This window comes from Bacillus sp. AFS077874, from assembly GCF_002566505.1.
GTDB lineage: Bacteria > Bacillota > Bacilli > Bacillales > Bacillaceae_G > Gottfriedia.
In genome coordinates this window covers 1-23,835 of the sequence record NZ_NUYF01000001.1, presented here as the reverse complement: position 1 = coordinate 23,835, position 23,835 = coordinate 1, and the positions used below count along the sequence as shown (strand labels likewise).

General features: G+C 32.8%; 24 protein-coding genes. 14 read left to right on the top strand and 10 right to left on the bottom strand.

What is annotated here, in order from left to right; translation table 11 throughout:
- Positions 1-172: 172 nt before the first annotated feature.
- Together COJ46_RS00120 and COJ46_RS00115 are read right to left on the bottom strand one after the other, a co-directional pair.
- Positions 173-1,303, bottom strand: coding sequence for an amidohydrolase (locus COJ46_RS00120; RefSeq protein ID WP_025671592.1), 1,131 nt, complete (start codon positions 1,301-1,303; stop codon positions 173-175).
- 18 nt (positions 1,304-1,321) lie between these two features.
- A complete protein-coding gene (locus COJ46_RS00115) occupies positions 1,322-2,218 on the bottom strand; it encodes a TIGR01777 family oxidoreductase (protein ID WP_097978304.1) in 897 nt (298 codons plus the stop codon).
- Between the two features lie 79 nt (positions 2,219-2,297).
- Between COJ46_RS00115 and recX the strand changes: the two genes are divergently transcribed.
- Positions 2,298-3,116, top strand: a complete 819-nt coding sequence (gene recX / locus COJ46_RS00110) for a recombination regulator RecX (RefSeq protein WP_097978303.1) — start codon at positions 2,298-2,300, stop codon at positions 3,114-3,116.
- A gap of 62 nt (positions 3,117-3,178) precedes the next feature.
- A complete protein-coding gene (locus tag COJ46_RS00105; protein ID WP_069035247.1) occupies positions 3,179-3,502 on the top strand; it encodes a YfhH family protein in 324 nt (107 codons plus the stop codon).
- 17 nt (positions 3,503-3,519) lie between these two features.
- Here the strand turns inward: COJ46_RS00105 and sspK are convergent, their stop codons facing one another.
- Positions 3,520-3,675, bottom strand: a complete 156-nt coding sequence (gene sspK, locus COJ46_RS00100; protein ID WP_084007022.1) for a small acid-soluble spore protein K — start codon at positions 3,673-3,675, stop codon at positions 3,520-3,522.
- A gap of 120 nt (positions 3,676-3,795) precedes the next feature.
- Here sspK and COJ46_RS00095 point away from each other — a divergent pair, with 120 nt between their 5' ends.
- The gene (locus COJ46_RS00095) at positions 3,796-4,074 is read left to right on the top strand and encodes a YfhJ family protein (protein ID WP_097978302.1); all 279 of its coding nucleotides are present in this window, start codon (positions 3,796-3,798) and stop codon (positions 4,072-4,074) included.
- A gap of 48 nt (positions 4,075-4,122) precedes the next feature.
- Here COJ46_RS00095 and COJ46_RS00090 read toward each other — a convergent pair whose 3' ends face one another.
- Positions 4,123-5,100 (bottom strand): metal-dependent hydrolase, encoded by a 978-nt coding sequence (locus tag COJ46_RS00090; RefSeq protein ID WP_097978301.1) that lies wholly within the window; start codon positions 5,098-5,100, stop codon positions 4,123-4,125.
- 86 nt (positions 5,101-5,186) lie between these two features.
- Between COJ46_RS00090 and mutY the strand changes: the two genes are divergently transcribed.
- Positions 5,187-6,287, top strand: coding sequence for an A/G-specific adenine glycosylase (mutY, locus tag COJ46_RS00085; protein WP_097978300.1), 1,101 nt, complete (start codon positions 5,187-5,189; stop codon positions 6,285-6,287).
- 50 nt (positions 6,288-6,337) lie between these two features.
- Here the strand turns inward: mutY and COJ46_RS00080 are convergent, their stop codons facing one another.
- Positions 6,338-6,562 carry a hypothetical protein gene (locus COJ46_RS00080; protein ID WP_056468341.1) on the bottom strand — a complete coding sequence of 75 codons (225 nt, stop codon included), beginning with the start codon at positions 6,560-6,562 and terminating at the stop codon, positions 6,338-6,340.
- A 129-nt stretch (positions 6,563-6,691) separates the two neighbouring features.
- Here COJ46_RS00080 and COJ46_RS00075 point away from each other — a divergent pair, with 129 nt between their 5' ends.
- From COJ46_RS00075 to COJ46_RS00060, 4 genes are all read left to right on the top strand, one after another.
- Positions 6,692-6,991 (top strand): gamma-type small acid-soluble spore protein, encoded by a 300-nt coding sequence (locus COJ46_RS00075; RefSeq protein ID WP_097978299.1) that lies wholly within the window; start codon positions 6,692-6,694, stop codon positions 6,989-6,991.
- 304 nt (positions 6,992-7,295) lie between these two features.
- Positions 7,296-7,553 (top strand): YgaB family protein, encoded by a 258-nt coding sequence (locus COJ46_RS00070; protein ID WP_025671838.1) that lies wholly within the window; start codon positions 7,296-7,298, stop codon positions 7,551-7,553.
- A gap of 130 nt (positions 7,554-7,683) precedes the next feature.
- A complete protein-coding gene (ntdP, locus tag COJ46_RS00065) occupies positions 7,684-8,214 on the top strand; it encodes a nucleoside tri-diphosphate phosphatase (RefSeq protein ID WP_097978298.1) in 531 nt (176 codons plus the stop codon).
- Between the two features lie 95 nt (positions 8,215-8,309).
- On the top strand, positions 8,310-10,070 hold the full coding sequence (locus tag COJ46_RS00060; protein ID WP_097978297.1) for an ABC transporter ATP-binding protein: 1,761 nt from the start codon (positions 8,310-8,312) through the stop codon (positions 10,068-10,070).
- Between the two features lie 375 nt (positions 10,071-10,445).
- On the opposite strand, the gene COJ46_RS00055 is transcribed toward COJ46_RS00060, so the two are convergent.
- The 3 genes from COJ46_RS00055 to COJ46_RS00045 form a co-directional block, all read right to left on the bottom strand.
- The gene (locus tag COJ46_RS00055; protein WP_097978296.1) at positions 10,446-11,543 is read right to left on the bottom strand and encodes an FUSC family protein; all 1,098 of its coding nucleotides are present in this window, start codon (positions 11,541-11,543) and stop codon (positions 10,446-10,448) included.
- 336 nt (positions 11,544-11,879) lie between these two features.
- Positions 11,880-16,271 carry a glutamate synthase-related protein gene (locus COJ46_RS00050; RefSeq protein ID WP_097978295.1) on the bottom strand — a complete coding sequence of 1,464 codons (4,392 nt, stop codon included), beginning with the start codon at positions 16,269-16,271 and terminating at the stop codon, positions 11,880-11,882.
- A gap of 95 nt (positions 16,272-16,366) precedes the next feature.
- Positions 16,367-17,668, bottom strand: a complete 1,302-nt coding sequence (locus COJ46_RS00045) for a glutamate-1-semialdehyde 2,1-aminomutase (protein WP_097978294.1) — start codon at positions 17,666-17,668, stop codon at positions 16,367-16,369.
- A gap of 273 nt (positions 17,669-17,941) precedes the next feature.
- Here COJ46_RS00045 and COJ46_RS00040 point away from each other — a divergent pair, with 273 nt between their 5' ends.
- From COJ46_RS00040 to COJ46_RS00015, 6 genes are all read left to right on the top strand, one after another.
- A complete protein-coding gene (locus COJ46_RS00040) occupies positions 17,942-18,955 on the top strand; it encodes an ABC transporter ATP-binding protein (protein WP_097978293.1) in 1,014 nt (337 codons plus the stop codon).
- The gene (locus tag COJ46_RS00035; protein WP_097978292.1) at positions 18,948-19,739 is read left to right on the top strand and encodes an ABC transporter permease; all 792 of its coding nucleotides are present in this window, start codon (positions 18,948-18,950) and stop codon (positions 19,737-19,739) included. Before COJ46_RS00040 ends, COJ46_RS00035 begins: the two co-directional genes overlap by 8 nt.
- A 3-nt stretch (positions 19,740-19,742) precedes the next feature.
- Positions 19,743-20,528: an ABC transporter permease gene (locus COJ46_RS00030; protein ID WP_097978291.1), complete on the top strand. Its 786-nt coding sequence runs from the start codon at positions 19,743-19,745 to the stop codon at positions 20,526-20,528.
- A 52-nt stretch (positions 20,529-20,580) separates the two neighbouring features.
- Entirely contained in the window at positions 20,581-20,988 is a 408-nt protein-coding gene (locus COJ46_RS00025; protein ID WP_097978290.1) for a potassium channel family protein, read from the top strand.
- Between the two features lie 23 nt (positions 20,989-21,011).
- Complete coding sequence (gene bcp / locus COJ46_RS00020; protein WP_097978289.1) at positions 21,012-21,476, top strand: thioredoxin-dependent thiol peroxidase; 465 nt, start codon at positions 21,012-21,014, stop codon at positions 21,474-21,476.
- 328 nt (positions 21,477-21,804) lie between these two features.
- Positions 21,805-22,242, top strand: coding sequence for a Fur family transcriptional regulator (locus tag COJ46_RS00015; RefSeq protein ID WP_025672070.1), 438 nt, complete (start codon positions 21,805-21,807; stop codon positions 22,240-22,242).
- A gap of 41 nt (positions 22,243-22,283) precedes the next feature.
- Here COJ46_RS00015 and COJ46_RS00010 read toward each other — a convergent pair whose 3' ends face one another.
- Together COJ46_RS00010 and COJ46_RS00005 are read right to left on the bottom strand one after the other, a co-directional pair.
- Positions 22,284-22,643 (bottom strand): YgzB family protein, encoded by a 360-nt coding sequence (locus COJ46_RS00010; protein ID WP_091023209.1) that lies wholly within the window; start codon positions 22,641-22,643, stop codon positions 22,284-22,286.
- A 138-nt stretch (positions 22,644-22,781) separates the two neighbouring features.
- On the bottom strand, positions 22,782-23,507 hold the full coding sequence (locus tag COJ46_RS00005) for a YwaF family protein (protein WP_098565567.1): 726 nt from the start codon (positions 23,505-23,507) through the stop codon (positions 22,782-22,784).
- Positions 23,508-23,835: the final 328 nt, after the last annotated feature.

The following is a 23,835-nucleotide window of genomic DNA, read 5'->3' as shown; positions in this document are numbered from 1 at the left end:
TTTCGGGGTGGGAATCGAACCCACTAGGACCAGCGATTTACTGGTGGCTCACCATTTGCCTTTCCCGTTAAAATACTATATAAGAAAAGTGTTTTCACACTTTCTATTTAATTTACCGCAAACGTTCTTACTATACTATAATAAACGATTTTGTTCAAATTGCAAACTAAAATTATTCGATATTTTTATACACAATTCTACCATCTATGACAGTGAGTAATGGTTTAGCCATATAATGAAACGGATGATGGGACCATAATACTACATCACCGTCTTTACCAATTTCTAAGCTACCAATTCTATGAGATAAATTAAGATTTTTTGCTGGATTAATCGTAATTGCTTTTAAAGCTTCGAGCTCAGGTAAACCTTCTCGAACTGCTATAGCTGCACATACATTTAAATACTGAATTGGCGTATAAGGGTGGTCAGTTGTAATTGAAACACTTACCCCAATATCAGCAAGAGCTTTGTATGTAGTCCAGGATTTATTTTTTAATTCGATTTTTGAACGTCTAGTTAATGTAGGACCAACAGATACTTGAAGGTTTCGATCCTTTAGATGGTCAATAATTAAATGACCTTCTGTACAATGTTCAATTCGTATATCTAAGTTAAATTCTTCGCCAAAACGTATAGCTGATAAAATATCATCTGCACGATGAGCATGAATTCGTACTGGAATTTCTCTATTTAAAGCTTTAATAATTGGTAAAATTCGAAAGTCATCTGGGTTATGCGAGTTTTTAGCTTCATAGAATGCTTCACGAAGCATTCCCATAATACCCATTCTAGTAATTGATTCTTTATTCCCGTTACTGTGAGTTCTTTTTGGATTTTCACCAAAAGCGATTTTCAATCCAGACGGTTCTTGAATAATCATTTTATCGACACTTTTACCATATGTTTTAATTGTACAAGTTGTTCCACCAATTACATTTCCACTACCAGGCATAATATGAGCTGTTGTAATTCCATGTTGGATTGCATCAGTAAAAGCAACATCAAGTGGCAATATTCCATCCATTGATCGAATATGTGGAGTCAATACTTCAATTGTTTCATTCGCATCATTTCCAGCCCAACCAGTTCCTTCGTCATATAGTCCTAAGTGAGTGTGTACATCAATAAAACCTGGAAAAAGTGGTTTTCCTGCACATTCTATGACAATTGTTTGATCTTCAATCGAAAAAATCTCAGGTGCAATTTCTTTAATTTTCCCATTTTCAATTAACAAATCATGGTTATATAAAACTTGAGATGTAATGGGAAAAATGGTTGCATTTTTAAATAATAGATTCATGATAAATCCTTTCAAATACTAATTTAAAGTTAACAGTAAAGCTTCTTTTAAAGTTGGGAATTGAAAGTTATAATTAGTTTGAATGGCTTTAGAAGGCATAACTTTTTGGCCTTCTAAAACTAGCATACTCATTTCACCAAGTAATAATTGAAAGGCAAAATTTGGAACTTTCAATAAATTCGGTCGATGTAAAGCTGCTGAAAGGGATCTGCTAAACTCGTTCATTGTTACTGGATTAGGTGACACTAAATTGATTGGCCCTCTAATTTCGGTATTTTTTATCGAATGAAGAATTAGTCCAACAACATCCTTCTCATGAATCCAAGATATCCACTGGGTACCTTTTCCGATAGGACCACCAATAAATAATTTATAAGGCAAAATCATTTTTGGAAGTGCTCCACCGTTTAACCCTAAAACAAGACCAAATCTAGCGAGAATAGTCCGAATTCGCAGTTCCTCAGCTTTTCTGGCAACAGTTTCCCATTCTCTTACAGTTGATGCTAAAAAATCATTTGAAATAGGCTTGTCATCTTCATTAAAAGTTATAGATCCCGAGGTTCCATAAAACCCTATTGCGCTAGCATTAATAAAAAGGTTTGGACGATGGGCTTGTCTTTCAAACCATGTAATTAGTATATTTGTAGATTTTAAACGACTTTGTAAAATTTTGTCTTTTAATTGTTTAGTCCACCTACCGCTGTTTATTGATTCACCGGCTAAGTTAATGACTACATCAATGGACTCCCCAAAAGAATTCGAGGTTAATTGATCCCAATTAATATAAGTAATAAATGGATTAGATGATGTTCTTATATTTCTTGTGACAATATAACATTGAATTTCATGTCGAATAAATTCATTTATTAATTGAGATCCAATAAACCCTGTACCGCCTGTAAGAAGAATCTTCATCCACGCATCTCCTTAATACATAATATGATATTATTATTTTTATGTGTACATAAAAACAAAATTTATTTTGAGGTAAATTATGTCTATAATAACGAAAATTCAAGTTCAAAAAATAAATAAAGAACGATTTAATATTTACACAGATAGTGGGAATGGTGAAGAGTATTCATTTAGTGTAGATGCTGATACTCTTGTTAAATTTAACATAAAAAAAGGTCAATCATTTGAGCCATTTGAACTAGAAGAGATATTAAATGCCGATCAACTTAGAAAGGCATATCTTTCTAGCATTGTTTATTTATCTAGAATGATGAGAACAAAAAAAGAAATAGAACAATATTTAACAAAGCAAGAATTCTTAATTGATACAATACAAACAACAATTATCCGACTTGTAGAAGAAGGTTATATTAATGAAGAAAAATACGCTGAAAGTTATGTCCGTACGTCTATTAATACGACATTGAAAGGACCAACAATCATTAAGAATGAATTACTAGCAAAAGGTATTCACAATTCTGTAATAGAGAAAAGCTTAATTTTATTTCCAAAAGATAAACAAATTCAACATGCTATTTCACTTTGTCAAAAAAAGGTTTCTGCACTTTCGAAGTACTCAACAAATCAAAAAAAGGCAAAGCTTGAAGAACTGCTGAGAAGAAAAGGATATTCTGCAAACATCACTTCGATTGCAATTGAAGAAACACAATATGAAAGTGAAGAAGATGATGAATTACAAGCTCTTTTAATACATGCTAGAAAAGCGAAAAAAAAATATGAAAAATTAAGTGGCTGGGAATATACTCAAAAAATGAAAACAGTATTATTTCGAAAAGGTTTCCCAATTGATTTAATTGAAAAAGCAATTTTAATTTTAGAGGAGGAAGACCTAAATTAATTGGTTGTGTGTTATTAGCTTGATATAATAAAAATATCTAAATGATTTAGAGGAGACTTAAAATGGAAATTCCAAAACGATATAGTGATTTAACGAAAGATGAATTAGTTCAAGAAATCAGCAATTTGAATCATCAAGCTAGAAAAGCTGAACAAATGGATATGATCAATGAACTTGAAGTTATACTTCGTAAAAAAACGATGGCTCAATCATATTTATTAGACGCAAGTCAATTTATTCCTGGGGAACAATATGAATTAATTGAAGAACCCGGTGTATTATTTATGATCACATATATGAATGGTATTTTTGCTTGGGGGCATAAAAGCACTAGTGAAGAAGAAATAGGAATCCCAATCGCATTATTAAAGAAACCAGGGATGTAAAACCCCTGGTTAAATTTCTATTCATCTCGATTACTTTTTGCCATACGATCTCTTGGATTTGTATTAATGCTCCCATTTGGACGGATCGAAGCATTTTGTGATTTGTAATCTATATTACCATCAATAGCCATATCATGCTTTTGTTTTGAAAAACGTTCACTTTTTGTTGTCATCTTAAAAATCCCTCCTAGTGATTAAAACTAATTGATGAAATGAACCATCATCAATATGATGACCATTTTGAATTTAGATATGATGATAATAAATGTTTAAAAATTGGAAGGTGTAATTAAATGGAGAAATATTTAGAGCAATTAACTGAGCTATTACTAAAAGAAAATAGTCATTTAACATACTCACAAGCAAAAATTTGGGTTGAATGGTTATGGGAAGATTTTGAAGCAACTTATGCTAAAGCTGGGGAATATCATGGAGAACAAATGTCTAAAAAGGTTGTTCAACAATTTATTTTCCAATATGGAAAATATTTGCATGAAACAGATATAAAAATTGCAAAGCCACCAGGTTTAGAAATGATAGAAACGAAAGAGAAGGATAATCTTCTTCATTAATTTAATAACCCTTAGCAAAAAATTGCTAAGGGTTATTTTTTGGTTTTTTTAAGATTCAACTTTTAGTTTTTTCTGTAATTTTTTCTCGCTAAAAATCCAGCCTGTGAATGAACTGATAATATTATGTTCGTAGTCGAATTTGACTACTGCGACAAATGGGTAGTATGTTTCGGTCCTGTACCTTAAATCGATTAGTCTTAATTCTTTATGGTCGTCATGTCCAATCAATTCCCAAATATAAACTGGTGAAAATGCCAGGAATGATTTAACGTTTTCATCCTTAAAGGCTGCTTTTACGTCTTCAATTACTGGTAACGGGATTCTTTTAAATACGTCGTGGATTTTAAAGATTCTTTTCTTTATTTTGCCAACGTAATGATGAGAATCTGTACTTGCTACAATATGATAATGAGTGTATTTTATAGAAGGTGAAACATAGACACGTTTTACATCTGGTAATTTTTTTGTGACTGTCTGAATCACGATTTGTTTTTGTCGATATCTAAACGCATAGTAAAAAATCATAATGAAATAAAGCATGACACAGATCGGACCGGCTCTAAAATGAAAAATAACAAATGGAACTCCAACTAAATGGATTGCAAAAATAATTGGATCGAAAGTATTAATGATGCCAAAAGCAATCCAGCGTTTTGAAAAAGGCCTTAGTGCTTGGGTTCCGTAGGCATTAAATAAATCAACGAATACATGTACACTTACTGCTAGGAAAGACCAGAGTAAATAGAGTCCAAAGTGTTCTCTATTGTTAAATAATGTCATAAGGGCAGAAAGTGATAATGTCCATAAAATGACTGCTGGAATTGAATGCGTAATTCCACGATGATGTTTTAAATATTTTGCGTTATTTCTTAATTTTAATATCGTGTCACTGTCTGGTAATTGTGATCCGATGATTGTTGTTAATAAGAGTGAGTTTGTCAAATGTGGGTCATGTAGGACAATTGGACTCAGGGTTGCTAATCCGCCAAGTGTAAATCCCATTACAAGATGAGTACCAGTATCCATTTAGTTCCTCCCTTTACTTACCCTTTTAATTTTTATAGTATTGACTATTAACAAAAACATATAGACGTTAGAGAAAGGTATAAGTTATGAATAATGATTTAAATACGACATTAGAAGTTTTCCCCAAAAATGACTTTAAAAATAATTTAGTTAATTGGTTTTTAGCAGAACAAAGAGATTTACCTTGGAGAAAGAATAAAGACCCATATCGAGTATGGGTTTCAGAAATAATGCTTCAGCAAACACGTGTGGATACAGTAATCCCTTTTTATAATAAGTTTATGCAAAATTTCCCTACGATTGCTGACTTGGCTAATGCCGACGAAGAAAAAGTACTAAAAGCATGGGAAGGACTTGGTTATTATTCCAGAGCTAGAAATTTGCAAACGGCTGTCCGTGAAGTCCATGAAGAGTATTCAGGTAAAGTACCAGATACGCCAGAATTAATAAGTAAATTAAAAGGTGTAGGACCCTATACTGCTGGAGCGATCCTTAGTATTGCATACGGTAAACCAGAGCCAGCGGTTGATGGGAATGTAATGAGGGTATTATCTAGAATATTAACAATTTGGGAAGACATTGGTGTACCGAAAAATCGAAAAATTTTTGAACAAGCTGTAAGAGCTTTAATTAGTCATGAAGATCCGTCTGCATTTAATCAAGGTTTAATGGAGCTTGGAGCATTAATCTGTACACCAACAAATCCTGCGTGTTTACTATGTCCTGTGAGAGAACAATGTTTAGCTTTTGAAACTGGTGTTGTGACTGAGTTACCGATAAAAAGTAAAAAGAAGGCACCAAAACCGATTGATCTAGTAGTAGGTGTCATTAAGAATAGAAATAATCAATATTTAATTCAACAAAGACCTTCTAGTGGATTACTTGCTAATATGTGGGAGTTTCCAACTGCTGAATTACAATCAACGTTGTTATCTAAAAGTGATACACTTAGCTTTTTCTTAAATCAAGAATCTCAATTAGTAGTTGAAGGATTATCTTATCAATTTAATATTGAGCATGTTTTTTCACATCTTGTATGGAAAATGGAAGTATATGTTGGAGAAGCAATAAATGAAGGTAGTTTATCAAGTAATCAGAAATGGGTAACATTGGATGAGTGTAAAGGACTCCCGTTTCCGGTAGTGCATCAAAAAATTTATCAGCAAATCGAAAAGCTTCAGTCATGAAACAAAGAACCCCAACAAAGAGTTGGGGTTTTTGTGCTTTATGATTCCCTTCAGTCAATAGTAGGGCGAGTACCACTAGTCCAGTCTGCTTCATTTCTATGAAGACCACCACGTGATTCAATTTCTTTTATTATTTCTTTTTGCATTGTGCTACCTTCAATATTTAAATAACCAGTAATTTGCTGAAATGAATGATGATAGTATTCCAATTCACTATCTTTCCACTGAGTTTTTGGAGTCATTGATAATTCTGAAAGATCTCTGCCTACGTACATAATAAGCCTCCTTATAATTTCTTCTCATAGTTTTCCACTCAAATGGTTCAATAAACAAAAAAAAAAGTAAAGTTTTTTACATATTCCTCCGACTAATGGACATCATATTATTCGTGGAGGTGATAAATCATGAACAACAACAATCAATTCAATGCTGGAAAAACAGCATCTGGAACTAACATTGGCAAAGTAAAACAACAAAACCAAAGTTTTGGACAAGAGTTTTCAAGTGAAACTGATGTTCAAGCAGTTAGACAAGCAAATGCTCAGTCTACTCAAAAAGCTGCTTCTAAAAACTTTGGACAACAAAACCAAAGTTTTGGACAAGAGTTTGCAAGTGAAACTGATGTTCAAGCTGTAAGAGAAGCAAATGCAAAATCTGCACAAAGATCTTCTTCTGGCAACTTTGGACAACAAAACCAACAATAATTACCTAAAAGAAAATTACTAGAAGTGCGCTGTTGATGAGGAGATCGTAAGTATAGTCTTACTTTCTATATTCATCTTCCTGTCTGATGAGAGATCATGCAGTCTAGTTGTTATAAAGAACGTTCAAAAAGAGCACCCTTATGTTAAGGGTGCTCTTTTACCTACGAGTAATTTATGTCCAACATTTAAATCCACATAGAATGATTAATTTCTTCTCAATAGTCAAATATCGTCAAATGTAGTCAAAGGGATTATGTTAGTTTTCAAGAAATAGTGTAATAATGAAATAAGGATGGTGAATGGTATGCAAGTATTCGATGAATTGGTAAGTCGTCAGCTTGAAACAATGGATCAGTTAATAAAGATTCAAGAAGAAATTGAACGATGTCAAGAAATTGAAAACCAACTATTTGAATTAGAGGATTTGTCAAAATTGTCTTCTATCCAAGATGAAATACATATAATGAGATCTGAATTAAAAGCTATCCAAGACACCTTTTTAATCCAAACACAGCAAATTATTAAATCTTTCTCAGATGAGAGGAAAATTGCATTAAAATAAAAAAACAATGGGGCATTTTACCAAATTAACCTCCCTTTTGTTTAAAAATGGATAAGAACTAGTTATAATAGAAGTGTAAAGTATAAATAAAGTGTTGAAATGCGTCCACACTAGAAAGAAGGGAGAAACAATGAACGTTCCCAAACCAGGAGAAAAAATACAGATACATAGTTACAAACATAATGGACATATTCATCGTATATGGGAAGAGACAACCATTTTAAAAGGGACGCAGCAGTTAGTAATTGGCGCAAATGATCGCACGCTTGTAACTGAATCGGACGGTAGAACATGGGTTACACGAGAGCCAGCAATTTGTTACTTTGATATGGATTATTGGTTTAATGTCATTGGAATGATTAGAGAAGATGGAGTTTATTATTACTGTAATATTAGCTCACCATTCGTCTATGAAGATGGTGCCATTAAGTATATTGACTATGATCTAGATATTAAAGTTTTTCCAGACATGACTTACGTGCTGTTAGATGAAGATGAATATGAGAATCATCGACAAATAATGAATTATCCTCCTATTATTGACCCAATCTTAAAAAAGAACTTAGGTTATTTAAAGGAATTAATTCATCAACGAAAAGGGCCGTTTGCTTCCGATTTTATTGATAATTGGTATGAACGTTTCTTAATGTATCGTGATTAATCGAAACTGTTGAGCGGACATAGTCTTTTTGAGAATTAATATCTCAAAAAGATTGCTCAACAGTTTCTTTTTGAATGATATGAAAGGATGAAAATATGGGAAGTATTAAACGTTATTTAAAATTTGTTAAACCATATCGATTTCATATTTTTTTAACGATTGCTATAGGTATCGTTAAATTTGGAATCCCATTGATATTACCGTTTTTATTAAAATATGTAGTTGATAATATCATTAATTCATCATTACCAATTGCAACTAAAAGCTCACATCTTATTTACATCATGTTAATTGCATTCGGGATTTTTGTTATAGTAAGACCACCTATTGAGTATTTCAGACAGTATTATGCTCAATATATCGGTAGTCGAATTTTATTTGATATTAGAGATCATTTATTTAAACATTTACAAAAACTCAGCTTAAGATATTATGCTAATGCAAAAACAGGTGAAGTCATTTCACGAGTAATAAATGATGTTGAATCTACTAAAGACTTTGTTATTACTGGATTAATGAATGTTTGGTTAGATTTAATTACAATCTTAATCACAGTTACAATCATGTTAACAATGGATGTAAAGCTAACGCTTGTATCATTAATCGTTTTGCCATTTTATACATTAGCAGTAAAGTACTTTTTTGGTCGACTTCGATTTTTGACTCGTCAAAGATCTCAAGCTTTAGCTGTTTTACAAGGGTTCTTAACAGAAAGAATTCAGGGGATGCAAGTAACACGAAGTTTTGCATTGGAAGATTATGAAAGTGGACTATTTAAAGAAAAAAACGGTGAGTTTTTAGATCGTGCTCTTAAACATACAGGGTGGAATGCAAGAACATTTACAATTATAAATACATTAACTGATATTGGACCATTATTAATTATCGGATTTTCTGCATATCAAGTTATTCATGGTCACTTAACACTTGGTGAGATGGTAGCATTCGTTGGATATATTGATCGTTTATATGATCCACTTAGAAGATTAGCGAATTCTTCAACGGCATTAACACAATCGTTTGCATCGATGGATCGTGTCTTTGAATTAATGGATGAAAAGTATGACATCGTTAATCGAGATAATCCAATTTATGCAAAGAAGTTAGATGGTCAAATTCACTTTAATAACGTATCTTTCCAATATAATGCCGTTGATGCAGAGGTCATTCAAGATGTAACTTTTCAAATTGAACCTGGTCAAAAGATTGCATTGGTTGGATCGAGTGGCGGTGGAAAGTCCTCGTTAGTTAGTTTAATACCACGTTTTTATGATGTAACAAAAGGGTCTATTAAAATTGATGGTGTCGACATAAGGGATTTTGATTTAAAAAGTATGCGTGAAAAAATCGGTATCGTTTTACAAGACAATTTTCTATTTAGTGATACTGTAAAATCGAACATTCGTTATGGGAATCCGAGTGCTAGTGAAGAAGAAATTATTGCAGCTGCCAAAGCAGCCAATGCACATGATTTTATCATGAGTTTACCAGATGGATATGACACGCTTGTTGGGGAAAGAGGAGTAAAGCTTTCTGGTGGTCAAAAACAACGTGTAGCAATAGCTCGTGTATTTTTAAGAAATCCTTCTATTCTAATATTTGATGAAGCTACTTCAGCTCTTGATTTAGAAAATGAAAGATATATTCAAGACGCGATTCAGGAGCTAGCAAAGAACCGAACAACAATATTTATTGCACACAGATTATCTACCATTACACATGTAGATAAAATCGTTTATATTGATCAAGGTCATATTGTCGAAATTGGTTCGCATGAAGAATTAATGGCTAAAAAAGAAGCTTACTATCATTTGTTTGAAATTCAAAATTTAGAAACAAGTTCGAGTTCGGTATAGACGATTAGCACAAAGATATTCTTTGTGCTTTTTTTTATTTGAAGAAGTAAGTGTGAATTAAACAACGAACTGCAAATAAAATCCGAAAATCGCAAATAAAATCAGCAAAACTGCAATTAAAGTTTCAAAAATCACAAATAAGATAAAAAATTACTTATACGGGTCAGCGTATTCCGAGGGAAGAATGATTCAAAATAGATACTCTCTGCAAGAAAACGAGCAATATTACTCTAAATTCTTTCCATTCAATCTAAAAATGGATAAAAATCGGCTTACAAGGATTGAAAAATCAACATCAAATATAAAACCCCGTCGAGATACGCCACATACTTTGATTCAAACTCAAAACAAAAAGCCTCCATAATTCGGAGGCTTTTACATTGTTTCAACCTGTTCAACTTGAACTTGGTATTCTTTATGATAAGTTTGATGGCTATCAACTAGTGTATTTAAATGCTCAACATTTTCGCTATATTCTAAAATGGCGGATACTACTTGGAATAAATGTAACCATGTTTTTTGTTTTTCTTCGTCATTAATATCATGGTGATCCAAGAATGCCTTTGTTAATTTATCTTTTAATATATTTTCTTCTCTATGAAGTGGAGCAGTTTGATCAAAGTTTACTTTGCCGATTAATTTCATTAAAGCATGTTCGTGAAATTGCATTAAGCATGTTAGTTCATTTTTTACTAAATCTTGGAACTCTTTCGGAGATGCATTAATTTCATATTCTAATCGGTTTAAAGCTTTTAACGTATCAAATGCATTATCGGCTGTGACAAGCATTTGTCTAAACAATACGATTTTACGAGATTTTTCATGCTCTTTTTTCTTACGACCAACAAGAATGATTCGGTCTTCTTTATATAAGCGATAGATTTTCGTAACATTTCTCATGATTTCTTTTAATTGATAAATTTCATCTTTTAATCCATTATGGCTAACAGTTTTGTGTAGAGCCATCATCATTAATTTATTTGTTTGTTCAGTTATCGAAATCATGCCACGAGATAATTTTTTTTCATAATTTGGAGGCATTAAGAAAATATTTACAAATGATGCAGCTAAAACACCAATTGTTACTGCCAAAATACGATCAAAAGTAAAAATGGCAAAGTGTTCGGTACTTGTACTTACTTCCATAATAACGACTACAGTAACTAATGTTGTAGCAATTGTATTTTCGAGTTTTAGTTTTAATGTAATGATAATCACGAGAATACATGTAAATCCTATAATTACTGGATTATTCCCTAGAGTAATCACTGCAATAATTGCCAGTATTGCACCAATCAAGTTAGCTTGAAGTTGTTCGATTAACGATTTATATGATTGGTTTACTGATGATTTTAATGCCGAAATAGCAGAGATACCTGCAATCGAAGCTGTTGATAAATCAAAAAACATCGCGCTATAAATGGCGAGCGTAATAGCTATACCAGTTTTTAGAACACGCGCTCCTAATCTCATTGTATTACTCCTTTTTTTGTCTAGCTTAATGCTTGTAATGAAATATGAACGTTTAACTATATTACTACTAAACTACTATTTATTACATCGAGTGTTTTTCAAAATTGCTTCAATTAAAAGTAACTTTCTTATTTTTTTCTCATGTAACATCCTGTAACTATACAATGAACTACACGCATTATCAATACAATTTTTTAAGAAATTATGTTAATTATATGAATGAGAAAGAAGATTAAATTGTTAGTTAAGTTAAAAGATTTCGAACTTAGAAATGAAAGGGCTTTACTATTAAATAATGAAAAAAGAAGCGAAATATTTCGCTTCTTTTTTATAAAATCATTCAGTTGAAACAGATGGATCCGCTTGTTCTTTTTTAGGTTTAATTTGTAAGAAGTTTTGTACAATGTCGTCTAATAAACTTTGAACAAATTCAGCTTCGTCATGTTGGTTATGCTGAGTTAAAAGTGAGATATATTTCTCTAATAATTCATTTAGATCGTTTTTACCAGTTTCATCGACTGGTACAATACTTACACTTGCACCTTTTGCGATTCGATTTTGGTATGCTTCCTTAGTAAGGCCTAATTCAGATGAGTTTCGAACGTAAATTACTCCGCCAGTCATACCCGCACACATCCATGGACCTGGATCTCCTAGAACAACTGCACGACCACCAGTCATATATTCAAAAGCAAAACCGTTTATATTTGATTTCGCACCAAGGCGAGTTTTCTGTGATATAGGTTGACTAGATTGATTACGGCCACCAATTACAACATCGGCACCTGATAAACGAATGCCTGCTCGAGAGTCAGCGTTACCTTGGATAAAGAATTGTCCTTTTTGTGCTCCATATGCAAAGCATTTTCCGACCGAACCACCAAAGTATTGTCCGTTAGCACCTAAAGCTTTACTAATAAAAATTGTTCCACCAAAAGCAGTTTTCGCTACGCCATCTTGAGCTCCGCCTTGAACGTATACAGAATAATCTTCTACTGTATACGTTCCTAAGCCATTTCCAGGAATGGATTGATCCTCGAAGCTTATCTCGACAGGGGAAGCTACACCTTGGGATTGTTTTTTTACTACTAGGTCATGGATTAATAAACTGCCGGCATGGCGATATTCATTGTCAACCTTTGCATAAACTCCACCGTCATTACTTTGAAGTACTTTAGCAGATTCTCCATTCGAAAGTACATATTCTTTATCCTCAATTTTATTAGTAGATAATAAATTAGTTAAACTTAGCGTATCTAAAAATCTTGTTTGTTTTAAGAATTCAGTTTTACCAACAAGTTCTTGAGCATTTTTTACTCCTAATGAACCAACAATCACTTGTAATTCATCTTTGAATGCAGTGAAGAATTGTACTAAATTTGTTACTGCTGTTTCTAATTGTCTAGGTGTGAATTTTCGTAAACCGTGACGCATTGCTTCAATTTCTGATTCAATTTGTGTTGCAATACCAACGTGGCATGTATCTAAATGGCAACCACGACATGTCGTACAACCGATTGCAATCATTGATAAAGTTCCAAACCCGATTCGGTTTGCACCTAAAATCATCATTTTTACTACATCATTTACGCTTTTCATACCGCCATCCGCCCAAATCTCGACAGAATTACGTAAACCAGATTCTAGTAGTGCATTGTGGGCTGCACGAACACCAATTTCAACTGGTAAACCTACATTTTGAATTGCATGAACACGGGCAGCACCAGTTCCTCCATCAAAACCGCTAATATTGATAAAGTTTGCACCCGCTTTTGCAATACCAACAGCAATTGTGCCGATATTAGGAACAACAGGGACTTTTACAGCAACTTTTGCTTTTGGATTAACAGCTTTAATTTCACTAATCATTTGAGCTAAATCTTCAATTGAATAAATATCATGATTATTTGAAGGTGAAATTAAATCAGAACCAAGTGTTGCATTTCTCGTTTCCGCAATTTTTTGTGTAACCTTTGAAGCAGGTAAATGACCACCTTCACCAGGTTTTGCACCTTGACCAATTTTAATCTCAATTAAGTTAGAAGAGTGAAGTAAATTAGCATTAACTCCGAATCGACCAGAAGCAATTTGCTGTCCACGAGTGTTTGGATATTTTCCAATCATATCTTGGATTTCTCCGCCTTCACCATTTAAGCTAATCATATTCAGTCGATTTGCACCTTCAGCATATGCTCTAAAAGCAACCTCATTTTGAGATCCGAATGACATTGAACTGATAATAAATGGTAGTGAGTGAGTACCTATTTCTAATGAGACCTGACTTGAATCAACTGGTTTACTACTTTCAACTAAAGAAAGCGCATGACGTACTGTAGTTGGTCGCTCTTCTTCAATTTGATTTAATTTTTGGCGGTATGTTTCATAACTACCTGTTTGTGCTGTTTCACCAATAGCTTTCCAAATTCGAGGGAATACGTGGAAAGATTTTGGCATAGTTGCGTTATTTGCGTTGTAATCTTCAGAACGTTTTTTCGAATCAGCCTCTAATAATTTGAATCCAGACACGGTTTGATCTCCAAAGAAGTTTATAACGCCTAAAGACGAAGCGATATCTTCTTGTAATCCAATGCTACTGAACATTTTTGCATAGCCACGTAGCTCATGCATCCCTATTGTTGAAATTACTTTTTCGATTCCTTTATTTAAAACATCATAAAGTTTTACTATTTTTTCAGGAGCTTCCAATTCTGAAATAGTTCCAAAAAGGAAATGAGGATTAATTGCATCTGCTCCTAAGCCTTTCATTACCATTAAATCGTGAAGATTACGGACAGCAGCTGTCTTTAAGACAATTGAACAGTTTCTTCTTAACTTAGCATTCACAAGTCCATTATGGATTATTGCTGTAATAAGAGCCGGATCAATCCAGTATTGATTATTTTTATGAGCTTCATCATCTGTAATAACAATACATTCTGCACCATTTTTTACAGCTTCTACTGCTTCGTATTTATATTGGGACAATGTTTCTTCTAAAGGCAAATTAGAAAATGTACTTTGAATTGTATATAGCTTATTTTCTAATTGATATAGATTTAAAATTTCTTCATATGAGATTTGTTGACGACTAGCTTTTAACGTATTTCCTACAAAACCATCACCTAATATCGGAGAAGGGAGCTGTAGAACAATTCCTGAATCTTTCTTTGTAATGGATGGCCTTTTTCCTAATAGGACAGAAATAGAGAAATGCTCTGTTTCACGATCACGATCGATCGCAGGGTTCGTTACTACCGCAACTGTTTCTTTCATAAAGTCAGAAAGATTTTTTCTAGCTTCATCTAAACATGCTAGTGGTGCGTCATGCCCTAATGAACGGATAGGTTCTGCACCTTTTTCTGCCATTTGTTCAACTAATTGGATTTGTTCCTTTTGCCATCCAAAAGCCCCATATTCAAACGGATGAATTGAAGGAGGTGAGTGTTCTACGTAATCAGTTGAATTTGCTTCTTTATTTGCTAGATTCATTGTTAATTTTTCGTTTAATTTCGTTGTAACGAAATGCGTTAATTCACGGTGTGTTAATAGTTGAGCGCGGTCTTTTAATAAATTAATACCGACTTTTTCTCCAGGCGAAAGAGCATGTGGCTCAGATATAAATAATTCTGGAGATAGAATACCTTGCTCGGATGAAAATACATAATAATCATTTGTTTCAAGCAACCAAACTGGACGTAAACCTAAAGCGTCCACACTAGCAACAAATTCATTTCCTTCTCTTGTAAGTACTCCTGCGGGACCTTGACAATATGGACCGAATGTACTTCGAATCGTATTGTAAATGGAGTTTACTTCTGAATTTGATTCAAATTCTGCTGGTACAGGAGGGAATAACAGTTCCATTGCTTCTTTCAAAGAGTAGTTATATTTATGAATAAGCGTCTCAAGTGTTATGTTTACATCTTGTGAATCACTATTTCCATGCTTAATATTTGCACCTATTTGTTTTGCTTCAATTCTTAATTGTTCGATTGTGTTAATTTCTCCATTATGAGCTAGCATGCTAAATGGTTGAACTCTTGAAAATGAAGAAGATGTATTTGTTGAATATCGATTATGACCAACCACAACAGATGATTGAAAATTAGGATGCTGTAAATCTGAATAGTATGACAATAAAGTGTCGATTGTTCCCATTACTTTATAAACACAAGTTGATTGACTGAGAGAGACAACAGTTACATTTGTTTTTTTGCTAATAATATTTGTTAAATCAAATAGAGTTGTACTTTGGTGATTTTTAATTGGGAGTAATGCTACTTGTAAGAACTCAGGTTCTACTGCTTGAGCGATTGGACCAAGTGCTGAAGTAAAGGTTTGATTACTATTATGATATAAAGTTTCATAACCATTTTCTTCAAAAATTTGGAGCAAAGTTTGTATTTCTGATTTTTCATCTAAGAAGAAATGTCCAACTGTAAATGAAGGATGTGAAACAACTTCTGGACTAATTCCTACAGATGTAAGTTTTTCTTGCCAAAGTAGAGTAGGGATGTCAGTCTGAATTCCTACACCATCACCTTCACCGTTCGTAAATCCCGCTCGATGATTCATCTTTCGTAAACTTTCGGCAGCAATATCGATCGTATCTCTTGTTTGAGTTATTGAACGATTGATAAAGGCAACAATCCCACATGCATCATGTTCGTTATTGTAATAATCTCTAAATAAACCTGGTGACCATTCTGTTTTTGTTTGAAATTTCATTTAACTACCTCCTATTTTATGGTAAAAAAATTGATTATTCAGAATTAACTATGTATGAATAGAGGTCACTTCAAGTTGTAGTGACCTCAGATATATCATAGTTTAATCGTAGATAATTTTAGGAACGCGTTCCCAACAGCATTAATAGTTTGGTGAACATCTTGTTCAGTATGAGCCGTAGTTAAGAACCAAGCTTCATATTTTGATGGTGCTAGATTAATACCTTCTTCTAATAGAAGTTTAAAGAATCTACCGAAAACTTCTCCATCTGATTCTTTTGCTTCTTCATAATTCGTTACTTCGTCTACATTGAAATAGACAGTTAAGGCACCTTTTAAGCGATTGATTTTTATATGGATGTTGTGCTCATCAGCTTTTTCCTGAATACCTTTTTCAAGAATGGCACCTAGACGATCTAATTCTTCATAGACACCTTCTTGTTGTAATACTTCAAGACATGCAATACCAGCTGCAATTGATGCTGGATTACCTGCCATCGTACCAGCTTGATATGCAGGACCAAGTGGGGCAACTGTTTCCATAATTTCTTTTTTACCACCATAAGCTCCGATCGGTAATCCACCGCCTATAATCTTTCCAAGAGCTGTTAAGTCTGGTTCAATTCCTAATAAATTTTGTGCTCCTCCATACATAAATCTGAAGGCAGTTATTACTTCATCATAAATGACTAAAGCACCGTGATTGTGCGTAATTTCATTTAAAGCTTCTAGGAATCCTTCTTTTGGTTCAACGATTCCGAAGTTACCGACGATTGGCTCAACAAGTACACCAGCTACTTCATGACCCCATTTTTCCATTGTTTCTGCATATGCTGTGGTGTCATTAAATGGAACTGTAATAACTTCATTGGCTATACTTTGTGGTACACCAGCCGAATCAGGAGTACCAAGTGTAGATGGTCCAGAGCCTGCAGCAACAAGTACTAAATCCGAATGACCGTGATAACATCCAGCAAATTTAACGATTTTAGTACGACCAGTGTATGCTCTTGCTACACGAATAGTTGTCATTACGGACTCAGTACCTGAATTTGTAAATCTGACTTTATCCATACTAGGAATCGCTTCTTTTAGCATTTTGGCAAATTGTACTTCAAGTTCATGAGGAGTACCATAAAGGACACCATTTTCTGCTGCTTTTGTGATTGCTGCTGTAATATGTGGGTGAGCGTGGCCAGTGATAATAGGACCGTATGCTGCTAAATAATCTATATATTGATTGCCATCAACATCCCAAAAATATGCGCCTTTTGCACGCTTCATTGTGACAGGAGCTCCGCCACCAACTGCTTTAAACGATCTTGAAGGACTGTTCACTCCTCCAACGATGTGTTCTAAAGCTTCATTATGTATTTCAATTGACTTTTGATTATTCATGGAGTACCTCCCATTATTGATAAAAAAATGAAAGAATTTAACCGGCATCTTTACATTATTTATGTGGTTAAATTACATTCTAGCACGAAATTTTAGCGCGTGGTAAATGTAAGCCTTTACAAATTAAAAAGAAATTTGAACATTTTGTAGAATCTATATTTTTCTCAAAAATAGTCCGATAAAAATTGGAAACTACTTTTTAGTACTTTTTTATTGTACTTAGTTCGTATTTCAAATACACTAAGCGACGGAATAAAAAATGGAGGAAGTCTTATGGAAAACATAATCGAAGTTCAGAACTTACACAAAGAATTTAAAACTTTCTTGAGTCGCTCTGGTGTAAAAGGTGCATTTAGAGATTTGTTTACAAGAAACTATAGAACAAAAACAGCCGTTAATAATATAAGCTTTTCTGTAAAAAAAGGTGAAATGATGGCTTATATCGGAGAGAATGGTGCAGGGAAGTCGACTACAATTAAAATGTTGACGGGAATACTAACACCTACTTCTGGTGATGTAACAGTTAATGGTTACCATCCTCAAAAAGATCGAGAGCGTTTTGTTAAATCAATAGGTGTCGTATTTGGGCAAAGATCTCAATTATGGTGGGATATTGCAGTACAAGAATCATTTCGATTACTAAAAAAGGTTTATCAAATACCAGATAAGCAATATGAAGAACATATGGGTTATATCATAAAGACTTTGGATATTGAGCCTTTATTAGATCAACCTGTAAGAAAGTTATCTTTAGGTCAAAGAATGAGATGTGAATTAGCAGCTGCGTTAATTCATAATCCACCTTTATTATTTTTAGATGAACCAACAATTGGATTAGATGTATTAGTAAAATTAAAAATTCGCGAGTTTTTAAAAGAGTTAAACCAAAAATATGGCACAACAATTCTTTTAACAACCCATGATATTTCTGATATTGAGGCATTGTGTGATCGAGTAGTTATGTTAGATGAAGGAAAAATTATATATGATGGAAAACTTGAACAATTAAAAGGGCAATGGGGCGAAGAGAAAGAAATTCAATTCCAGTTTATTAAGCCAGTAAATCATACTACATTATATGAATTGATCGGAAGAACTGATGTAAAATGGAAAGAAGAAGAAGGCGAAAATATTTGGAGTGTTACATTACCGAATGATGAAACGCTTATTTCTATGATTATTGCAAAAGTAGTTCAATCAAATCCCGTTAAAGATATGAAGATGTTAGAAATTTCTACAGAAGAAATTATACGAAACATCTACCAAGAAGGTATTAGTAATGGGTAAGTATATTGAAATCATTCGAATCCGTTTTTTAATGATGTTAGCGTATCGTACTAATTATTACACTGGGATTGTTATTTATACGATTAATATAGGTGCTTATTTCTTTTTATGGAAAGCAATCTATGGTCACCAAGGATCAATTCAAGGTGTTTCAGTAAACCAGATGACTACTTATGTAGCAATTGCTTGGATGGCAAGGGCGTTTTATTTTAATAATCTTGACCGTGAAATTGCTGAAGAAATTGTAGAAGGTAAAGTAGCAATAGAACTTATTAGACCTTATAACTATTTACTTACTAAAGTGATGCAAGGGTTAGGTGAGGGGATTTTTAGATTCTTTTTCTTTTCAATTCCAGGCTTTATTATAGTAGCTTTAATTTTTCGGTTAGATGTTTCATTTAATTTAAAAACTTTAGGTTTATTTTTAATTGCTTCGATTTTCAGTTTTGCTATTAATACACAATTGAATTTATTAACAGGTTTAATGGCATTCTTCCTTCAAAATAATATGGGATTTATTCAAGCTAAACGTGTCATCATCGATTTATTTTCAGGTTTAACGATTCCAATCACGTTCTTTCCGGTTTGGGCACAAGATGTAATGAAGTACTTACCATTTCAAGGGATCAGCTATATTCCTAGTATGATTTTTGCTCAAGGCATAAAAGGTGAATTGATTTTAAGAGGCCTTTTATTTCAAGTAATTTGGATCATTATTTTATGTATCCCTATTACTCTTATATGGTATAAAGCTAAAAAGCATCTTGTGATACAAGGAGGTTAAAGAATGTTTTATTTAAATATATTTCTTCAATATTCAGGTCAATATTTAAAAACGAAATTACAATATAGAGCAAACTTCTTTTTATCATTTTTATCAGATTTGATGGCTCAGGCTGTAAATTTAATTTTTATATTATTAGTTTTCAATCATACTTCACTTATTGAAGGATGGAACCGAGATGAAATTGTATTCATTTATGGTTTCTTTTTAGTTCCGTTTGCTCTTTTTGGTTCATTTTTTAATATATGGGATTTTAATGATCGTTACATCGTAAAGGGAGAGTTTGATCGTATTTTAACTCGACCAATTCATAGTCTTTTTCAAGTAGTATTAGAGAAAATGGAGTTAGAATCGTTACTAGGTGCTATTACTGGATTGATTATTATGATCTATGCAGGTTTTAAATTAGGACTTTCAATCACTTGGTATGATCCATTTTTATTTCTATTAATGGCTTTTGGTGGAATGTTTGTTTATGCCGGAATCTTTATTGCTTTAGCAAGTATCGGTTTTTGGTCAGATGCAAGAACGTCAATTATGCCGTTAATGTATAATATAGGAAACTATGGTCGTTATCCGATTAATATTTATCATCCAATCATTCGCTTTGTATTAACATGGATTTTACCATTTGCATTTGTTGGTGTTTTTCCGGCTGCGTATTTTCTACGTAGAAGTGAATGGTATGTCTATTCATTTTTAACGCCTGTTATGGGATTAGTTGTTTTTGTTATATCTGTTTTAATTTGGAACCAAGGTGTAAAAAAATATAAAGGTGCGGGTAACTAAGCAGTATTCTATTTCAATAGCTTGTTTCATAAATTGAAATGAGGTGATTGAAATGGGAACTGCTTTTTTCTTTTTTATTGCTATCTTTGCAATTTTGTATAGCCTAGTGTATTTATGGAATACTTCAACTACAAAAGTCAATAAAAGTCTTATTTCAATTAATAATTACATTCTTTTATTTTTAATATATGGAACGGTACTTATCGGCTTTAGCGCAGTGTATTTTATACTAGAGCGCGGGCCACATCCAATTTTAATTGAGCATTCTATTCCTATTGAAGGGACTAATTACCATATAATGGGGTTATGCTTATATTTTAGCGCAATCACCCTTTTGTCTGTAGGCTATGGGGATATTGTACCAGTGGGGATCGGAAGATGGGTTGCTATGGTTGAAGCGCTCATCGGTTATACGATGCCAGCGGCTTTTGTTTTACAAGTATTTAAAGAAGAACGTTAATATTTATGATTAAGGAGATTATTATGACTGTTGAAATTGGAATTAAAGCACCGGAATTTACTTTACCAGCAAGTAATGGAGAAGATGTAACTTTATCAGACTTTAGAGGAAAGAAAGTAGTTCTTTACTTTTACCCAAAGGATATGACACCAGGTTGTACTACGGAAGCTTGTGACTTTAGAGATTCATACGAAAGGTTTATGAATAGTGGAACTGTCATTTTAGGAATAAGTCCTGATCCTATAAAAAGACATGAAAAATTTATAGAAAAACATCAATTACCATTTTTATTACTTTCAGACGAAACAACTGAAGTTGCAAAGTTATATGATGTATGGAAGTTAAAGAATAATTTTGGTAAGGAATATATGGGAATAGAACGTACAACATTTTTAATTGATGAAGAAGGTTGTATCGAAAATGTATGGCAAAAGGTTAGAGTAAAGAATCATGTTGAAGATGTTTATAGTGTCATTAGTCGTTCTTAAAATTGTACAAACTATTTTGGGTCAATTAATTTGATTTATGTTAAGTTTTTTTGAGAAAGAATCGTTTTATCTAAAAAAATCGAGCTTTTCGTCTATACCTATATTGCTTTCGAGAATATATTGGAGTATAGGGCATACCTCCTCAGATGATAGCATATTGAAGTGCGAGAGAATTCTCGCACATTTTTTTGTTTTCATATATGGAATACAAGCATAGGCTAATTTTTTTAAGAAATTCTCAAAAAGTTGACAAATATTCTTGCAGTTGAATAAACTAATAATAAGTAATTAATTTTGGAACTATTTTATAGAAACGGGGAGAGCGGCGTTGCATAAGGAAAATATTCAAGATGCAATTTTACATTTAAAGAATAGCGGCGTACGTATTACACCTCAGAGGCATGCAATTATAGAATATTTAATAGGAAGTGGAACACATCCAACTGCTGATGAAATCTATAAAGCACTTGAGGGAAAATTTCCAAATATGAGTGTGGCAACAGTTTACAATAATCTCAGAGTATTACGTGAAGTAGGAATGGTTAAAGAATTAAACTTCGGTGATTCTTCTAGTCGTTTTGATTATATAACAACTGATCATTATCATATTATTTGTGAAAAATGTGGTGAAATGAATGACTTTCATTACGACGGATTAGAAGGAATCAATCTTTATGTTGAAAAGGAAACGGGATTTGAAGTAACCAATCATAGAATGGAAGTATACGGTATTTGTCCTAAATGTAAAGAAAAAACATTATCATAATAAAGCACATTACATAATTGTAATGTGCTTTATTTATTTTGCTATTGTTTAGCATCTCGTTTGCTATTATATTTTTCATTAAATTCTTTACCTTCTAATGAAGGATCTAATGTAAGTGGCTCATTACAATACATACAGATGTCAACTTTACCAAGCATTTTAGTCGTTTTGTTACAATTCGGACAGATGACTTGAATTGTTTTTGTAGACAGCATTCCGATCCAAAAATAAACAACTGTACTACCAATAATCGCTAAAAATCCCACAAGCATAAAGATCGTCATGACAATCTTATGCTCTCTGAAAAATACACCACCATACATAATGATGAAGCCAATAAATAATAATGAAAGTGCAAACGTTCTTATATTATTAATTTTACTACTTTTCTTTTTTGCCACTTTGTCCACCCCATTCATTGTAAATATAGCATAAATGAGATAGGAAATGTTAGTGCTAACATGGAAAACAATTCGAACTTATTTAATGAAATTGATGAATTTTGAATTTACGCTAAGTACAGGAGATCCACTCATTAATTAATTGATAGAATGATCGGATGGTACTTGGTTTATCTTCAGCTTTTTGTTAAATAAATGAATTGTGAGATATAAAATCAAAAAATAGGGGAAAAGAATTAAGCCTAATACAATTAAGTAATATGGCCATGGCCCAAAAAAGTCTAGCAAGTTTGCCCCAGCAGGTTTAGCTCTTAAAAATAAGTAGTTTCCTTTTATAACATAATCCAGTAAGTAAATAGGTATAGCCAATAAAAATATATAGAGGAAGGACTTTAAAAATGAACGGTGAGTTGGAGTATATCCAAAGATAAATGTCATATAACAAATAGAAATAATGATTCCTCCGTGAGTAGTGAAAAATTGTATATATTTAAAATGAGGGAAGCTATATTTAATATCTGGAGTAAGTACAGCTTGGATAGCCCCAGCTAATCCCCAAAAATAGATAATCTCATAAACTTTATAATTTTTTGTAATAAGTGTATAACAGCATAGATACATACTTATACCGCATAGTTGGAGAGGTAATGAATCGCCCCAATCCCACTGATTCGTTTTAATAAGCCATCCATATAATAGAAATTCTACTGTAAGCATTGAGACGATTAATAGGGTACGGAGGAATAAATCTACTTTGTTCTTATTGTTTATTAAATTTCTGAAGTAAAACAAACAGATAAGAAGGAGGAGAATGATTAATAATGTAATTATGTGTTGCTTTGAAAACAATACGAAACCATTCATTAATTATACCTCTCTCAAATCGGATAGATGATATTGAACAATTCGCTACTGTTAAGTTTATTCAGCTTGTTTGTATTAAAGTATTATGACTTACTATTTATATGTCCAAATACATGTGTATTCTATTTAGAAAAGAGTTTTCATCTTTTTTTAAAAAACTTTCAAAAAGTGTTGACGGTGTGATTTATCGATGTTATATTATTATATGTCGCCAAGAGATGACGGCGTCGAAAGAAAAAAGATTCAAAAAAATGTTGACAGGCTCTTCTGAGGATGTTAATATGAAAAAGTCGCCAATGACGCGACGGAATGAACTTTGAAAACTAAA

Bases quoted from the DNA above. Each gene is read 5' to 3' on its own strand.
- COJ46_RS00030 (WP_097978291.1), top strand. From the start codon at position 19,743: ATGTTTTATTTAAATATATTTCTTCAATATTCAGGTCAATATTTAAAA.
- mutY (WP_097978300.1), top strand. From the start codon at position 5,187: ATGAATAATGATTTAAATACGACATTAGAAGTTTTCCCCAAAAATGAC.
- COJ46_RS00035 (WP_097978292.1), top strand. From the start codon at position 18,948: ATGGGTAAGTATATTGAAATCATTCGAATCCGTTTTTTAATGATGTTA.
- recX (WP_097978303.1), top strand. From the start codon at position 2,298: ATGTCTATAATAACGAAAATTCAAGTTCAAAAAATAAATAAAGAACGA.
- COJ46_RS00040 (WP_097978293.1), top strand. From the start codon at position 17,942: ATGGAAAACATAATCGAAGTTCAGAACTTACACAAAGAATTTAAAACT.
- COJ46_RS00115 (WP_097978304.1), bottom strand. From the start codon at position 2,218: ATGAAGATTCTTCTTACAGGCGGTACAGGGTTTATTGGATCTCAATTA.
- COJ46_RS00050 (WP_097978295.1), bottom strand. From the start codon at position 16,271: ATGAAATTTCAAACAAAAACAGAATGGTCACCAGGTTTATTTAGAGAT.
- COJ46_RS00080 (WP_056468341.1), bottom strand. From the start codon at position 6,562: ATGTACGTAGGCAGAGATCTTTCAGAATTATCAATGACTCCAAAAACT.
- COJ46_RS00005 (WP_098565567.1), bottom strand. From the start codon at position 23,507: ATGAATGGTTTCGTATTGTTTTCAAAGCAACACATAATTACATTATTA.
- COJ46_RS00070 (WP_025671838.1), top strand. From the start codon at position 7,296: ATGCAAGTATTCGATGAATTGGTAAGTCGTCAGCTTGAAACAATGGAT.
- COJ46_RS00090 (WP_097978301.1), bottom strand. From the start codon at position 5,100: ATGGATACTGGTACTCATCTTGTAATGGGATTTACACTTGGCGGATTA.
- COJ46_RS00055 (WP_097978296.1), bottom strand. From the start codon at position 11,543: ATGAGATTAGGAGCGCGTGTTCTAAAAACTGGTATAGCTATTACGCTC.
- ntdP (WP_097978298.1), top strand. From the start codon at position 7,684: ATGAACGTTCCCAAACCAGGAGAAAAAATACAGATACATAGTTACAAA.
- COJ46_RS00120 (WP_025671592.1), bottom strand. From the start codon at position 1,303: ATGAATCTATTATTTAAAAATGCAACCATTTTTCCCATTACATCTCAA.
- COJ46_RS00045 (WP_097978294.1), bottom strand. From the start codon at position 17,668: ATGAATAATCAAAAGTCAATTGAAATACATAATGAAGCTTTAGAACAC.
- bcp (WP_097978289.1), top strand. From the start codon at position 21,012: ATGACTGTTGAAATTGGAATTAAAGCACCGGAATTTACTTTACCAGCA.
- COJ46_RS00075 (WP_097978299.1), top strand. From the start codon at position 6,692: ATGAACAACAACAATCAATTCAATGCTGGAAAAACAGCATCTGGAACT.
- COJ46_RS00095 (WP_097978302.1), top strand. From the start codon at position 3,796: ATGGAGAAATATTTAGAGCAATTAACTGAGCTATTACTAAAAGAAAAT.
- COJ46_RS00105 (WP_069035247.1), top strand. From the start codon at position 3,179: ATGGAAATTCCAAAACGATATAGTGATTTAACGAAAGATGAATTAGTT.
- COJ46_RS00060 (WP_097978297.1), top strand. From the start codon at position 8,310: ATGGGAAGTATTAAACGTTATTTAAAATTTGTTAAACCATATCGATTT.
- COJ46_RS00025 (WP_097978290.1), top strand. From the start codon at position 20,581: ATGGGAACTGCTTTTTTCTTTTTTATTGCTATCTTTGCAATTTTGTAT.
- sspK (WP_084007022.1), bottom strand. From the start codon at position 3,675: ATGACAACAAAAAGTGAACGTTTTTCAAAACAAAAGCATGATATGGCT.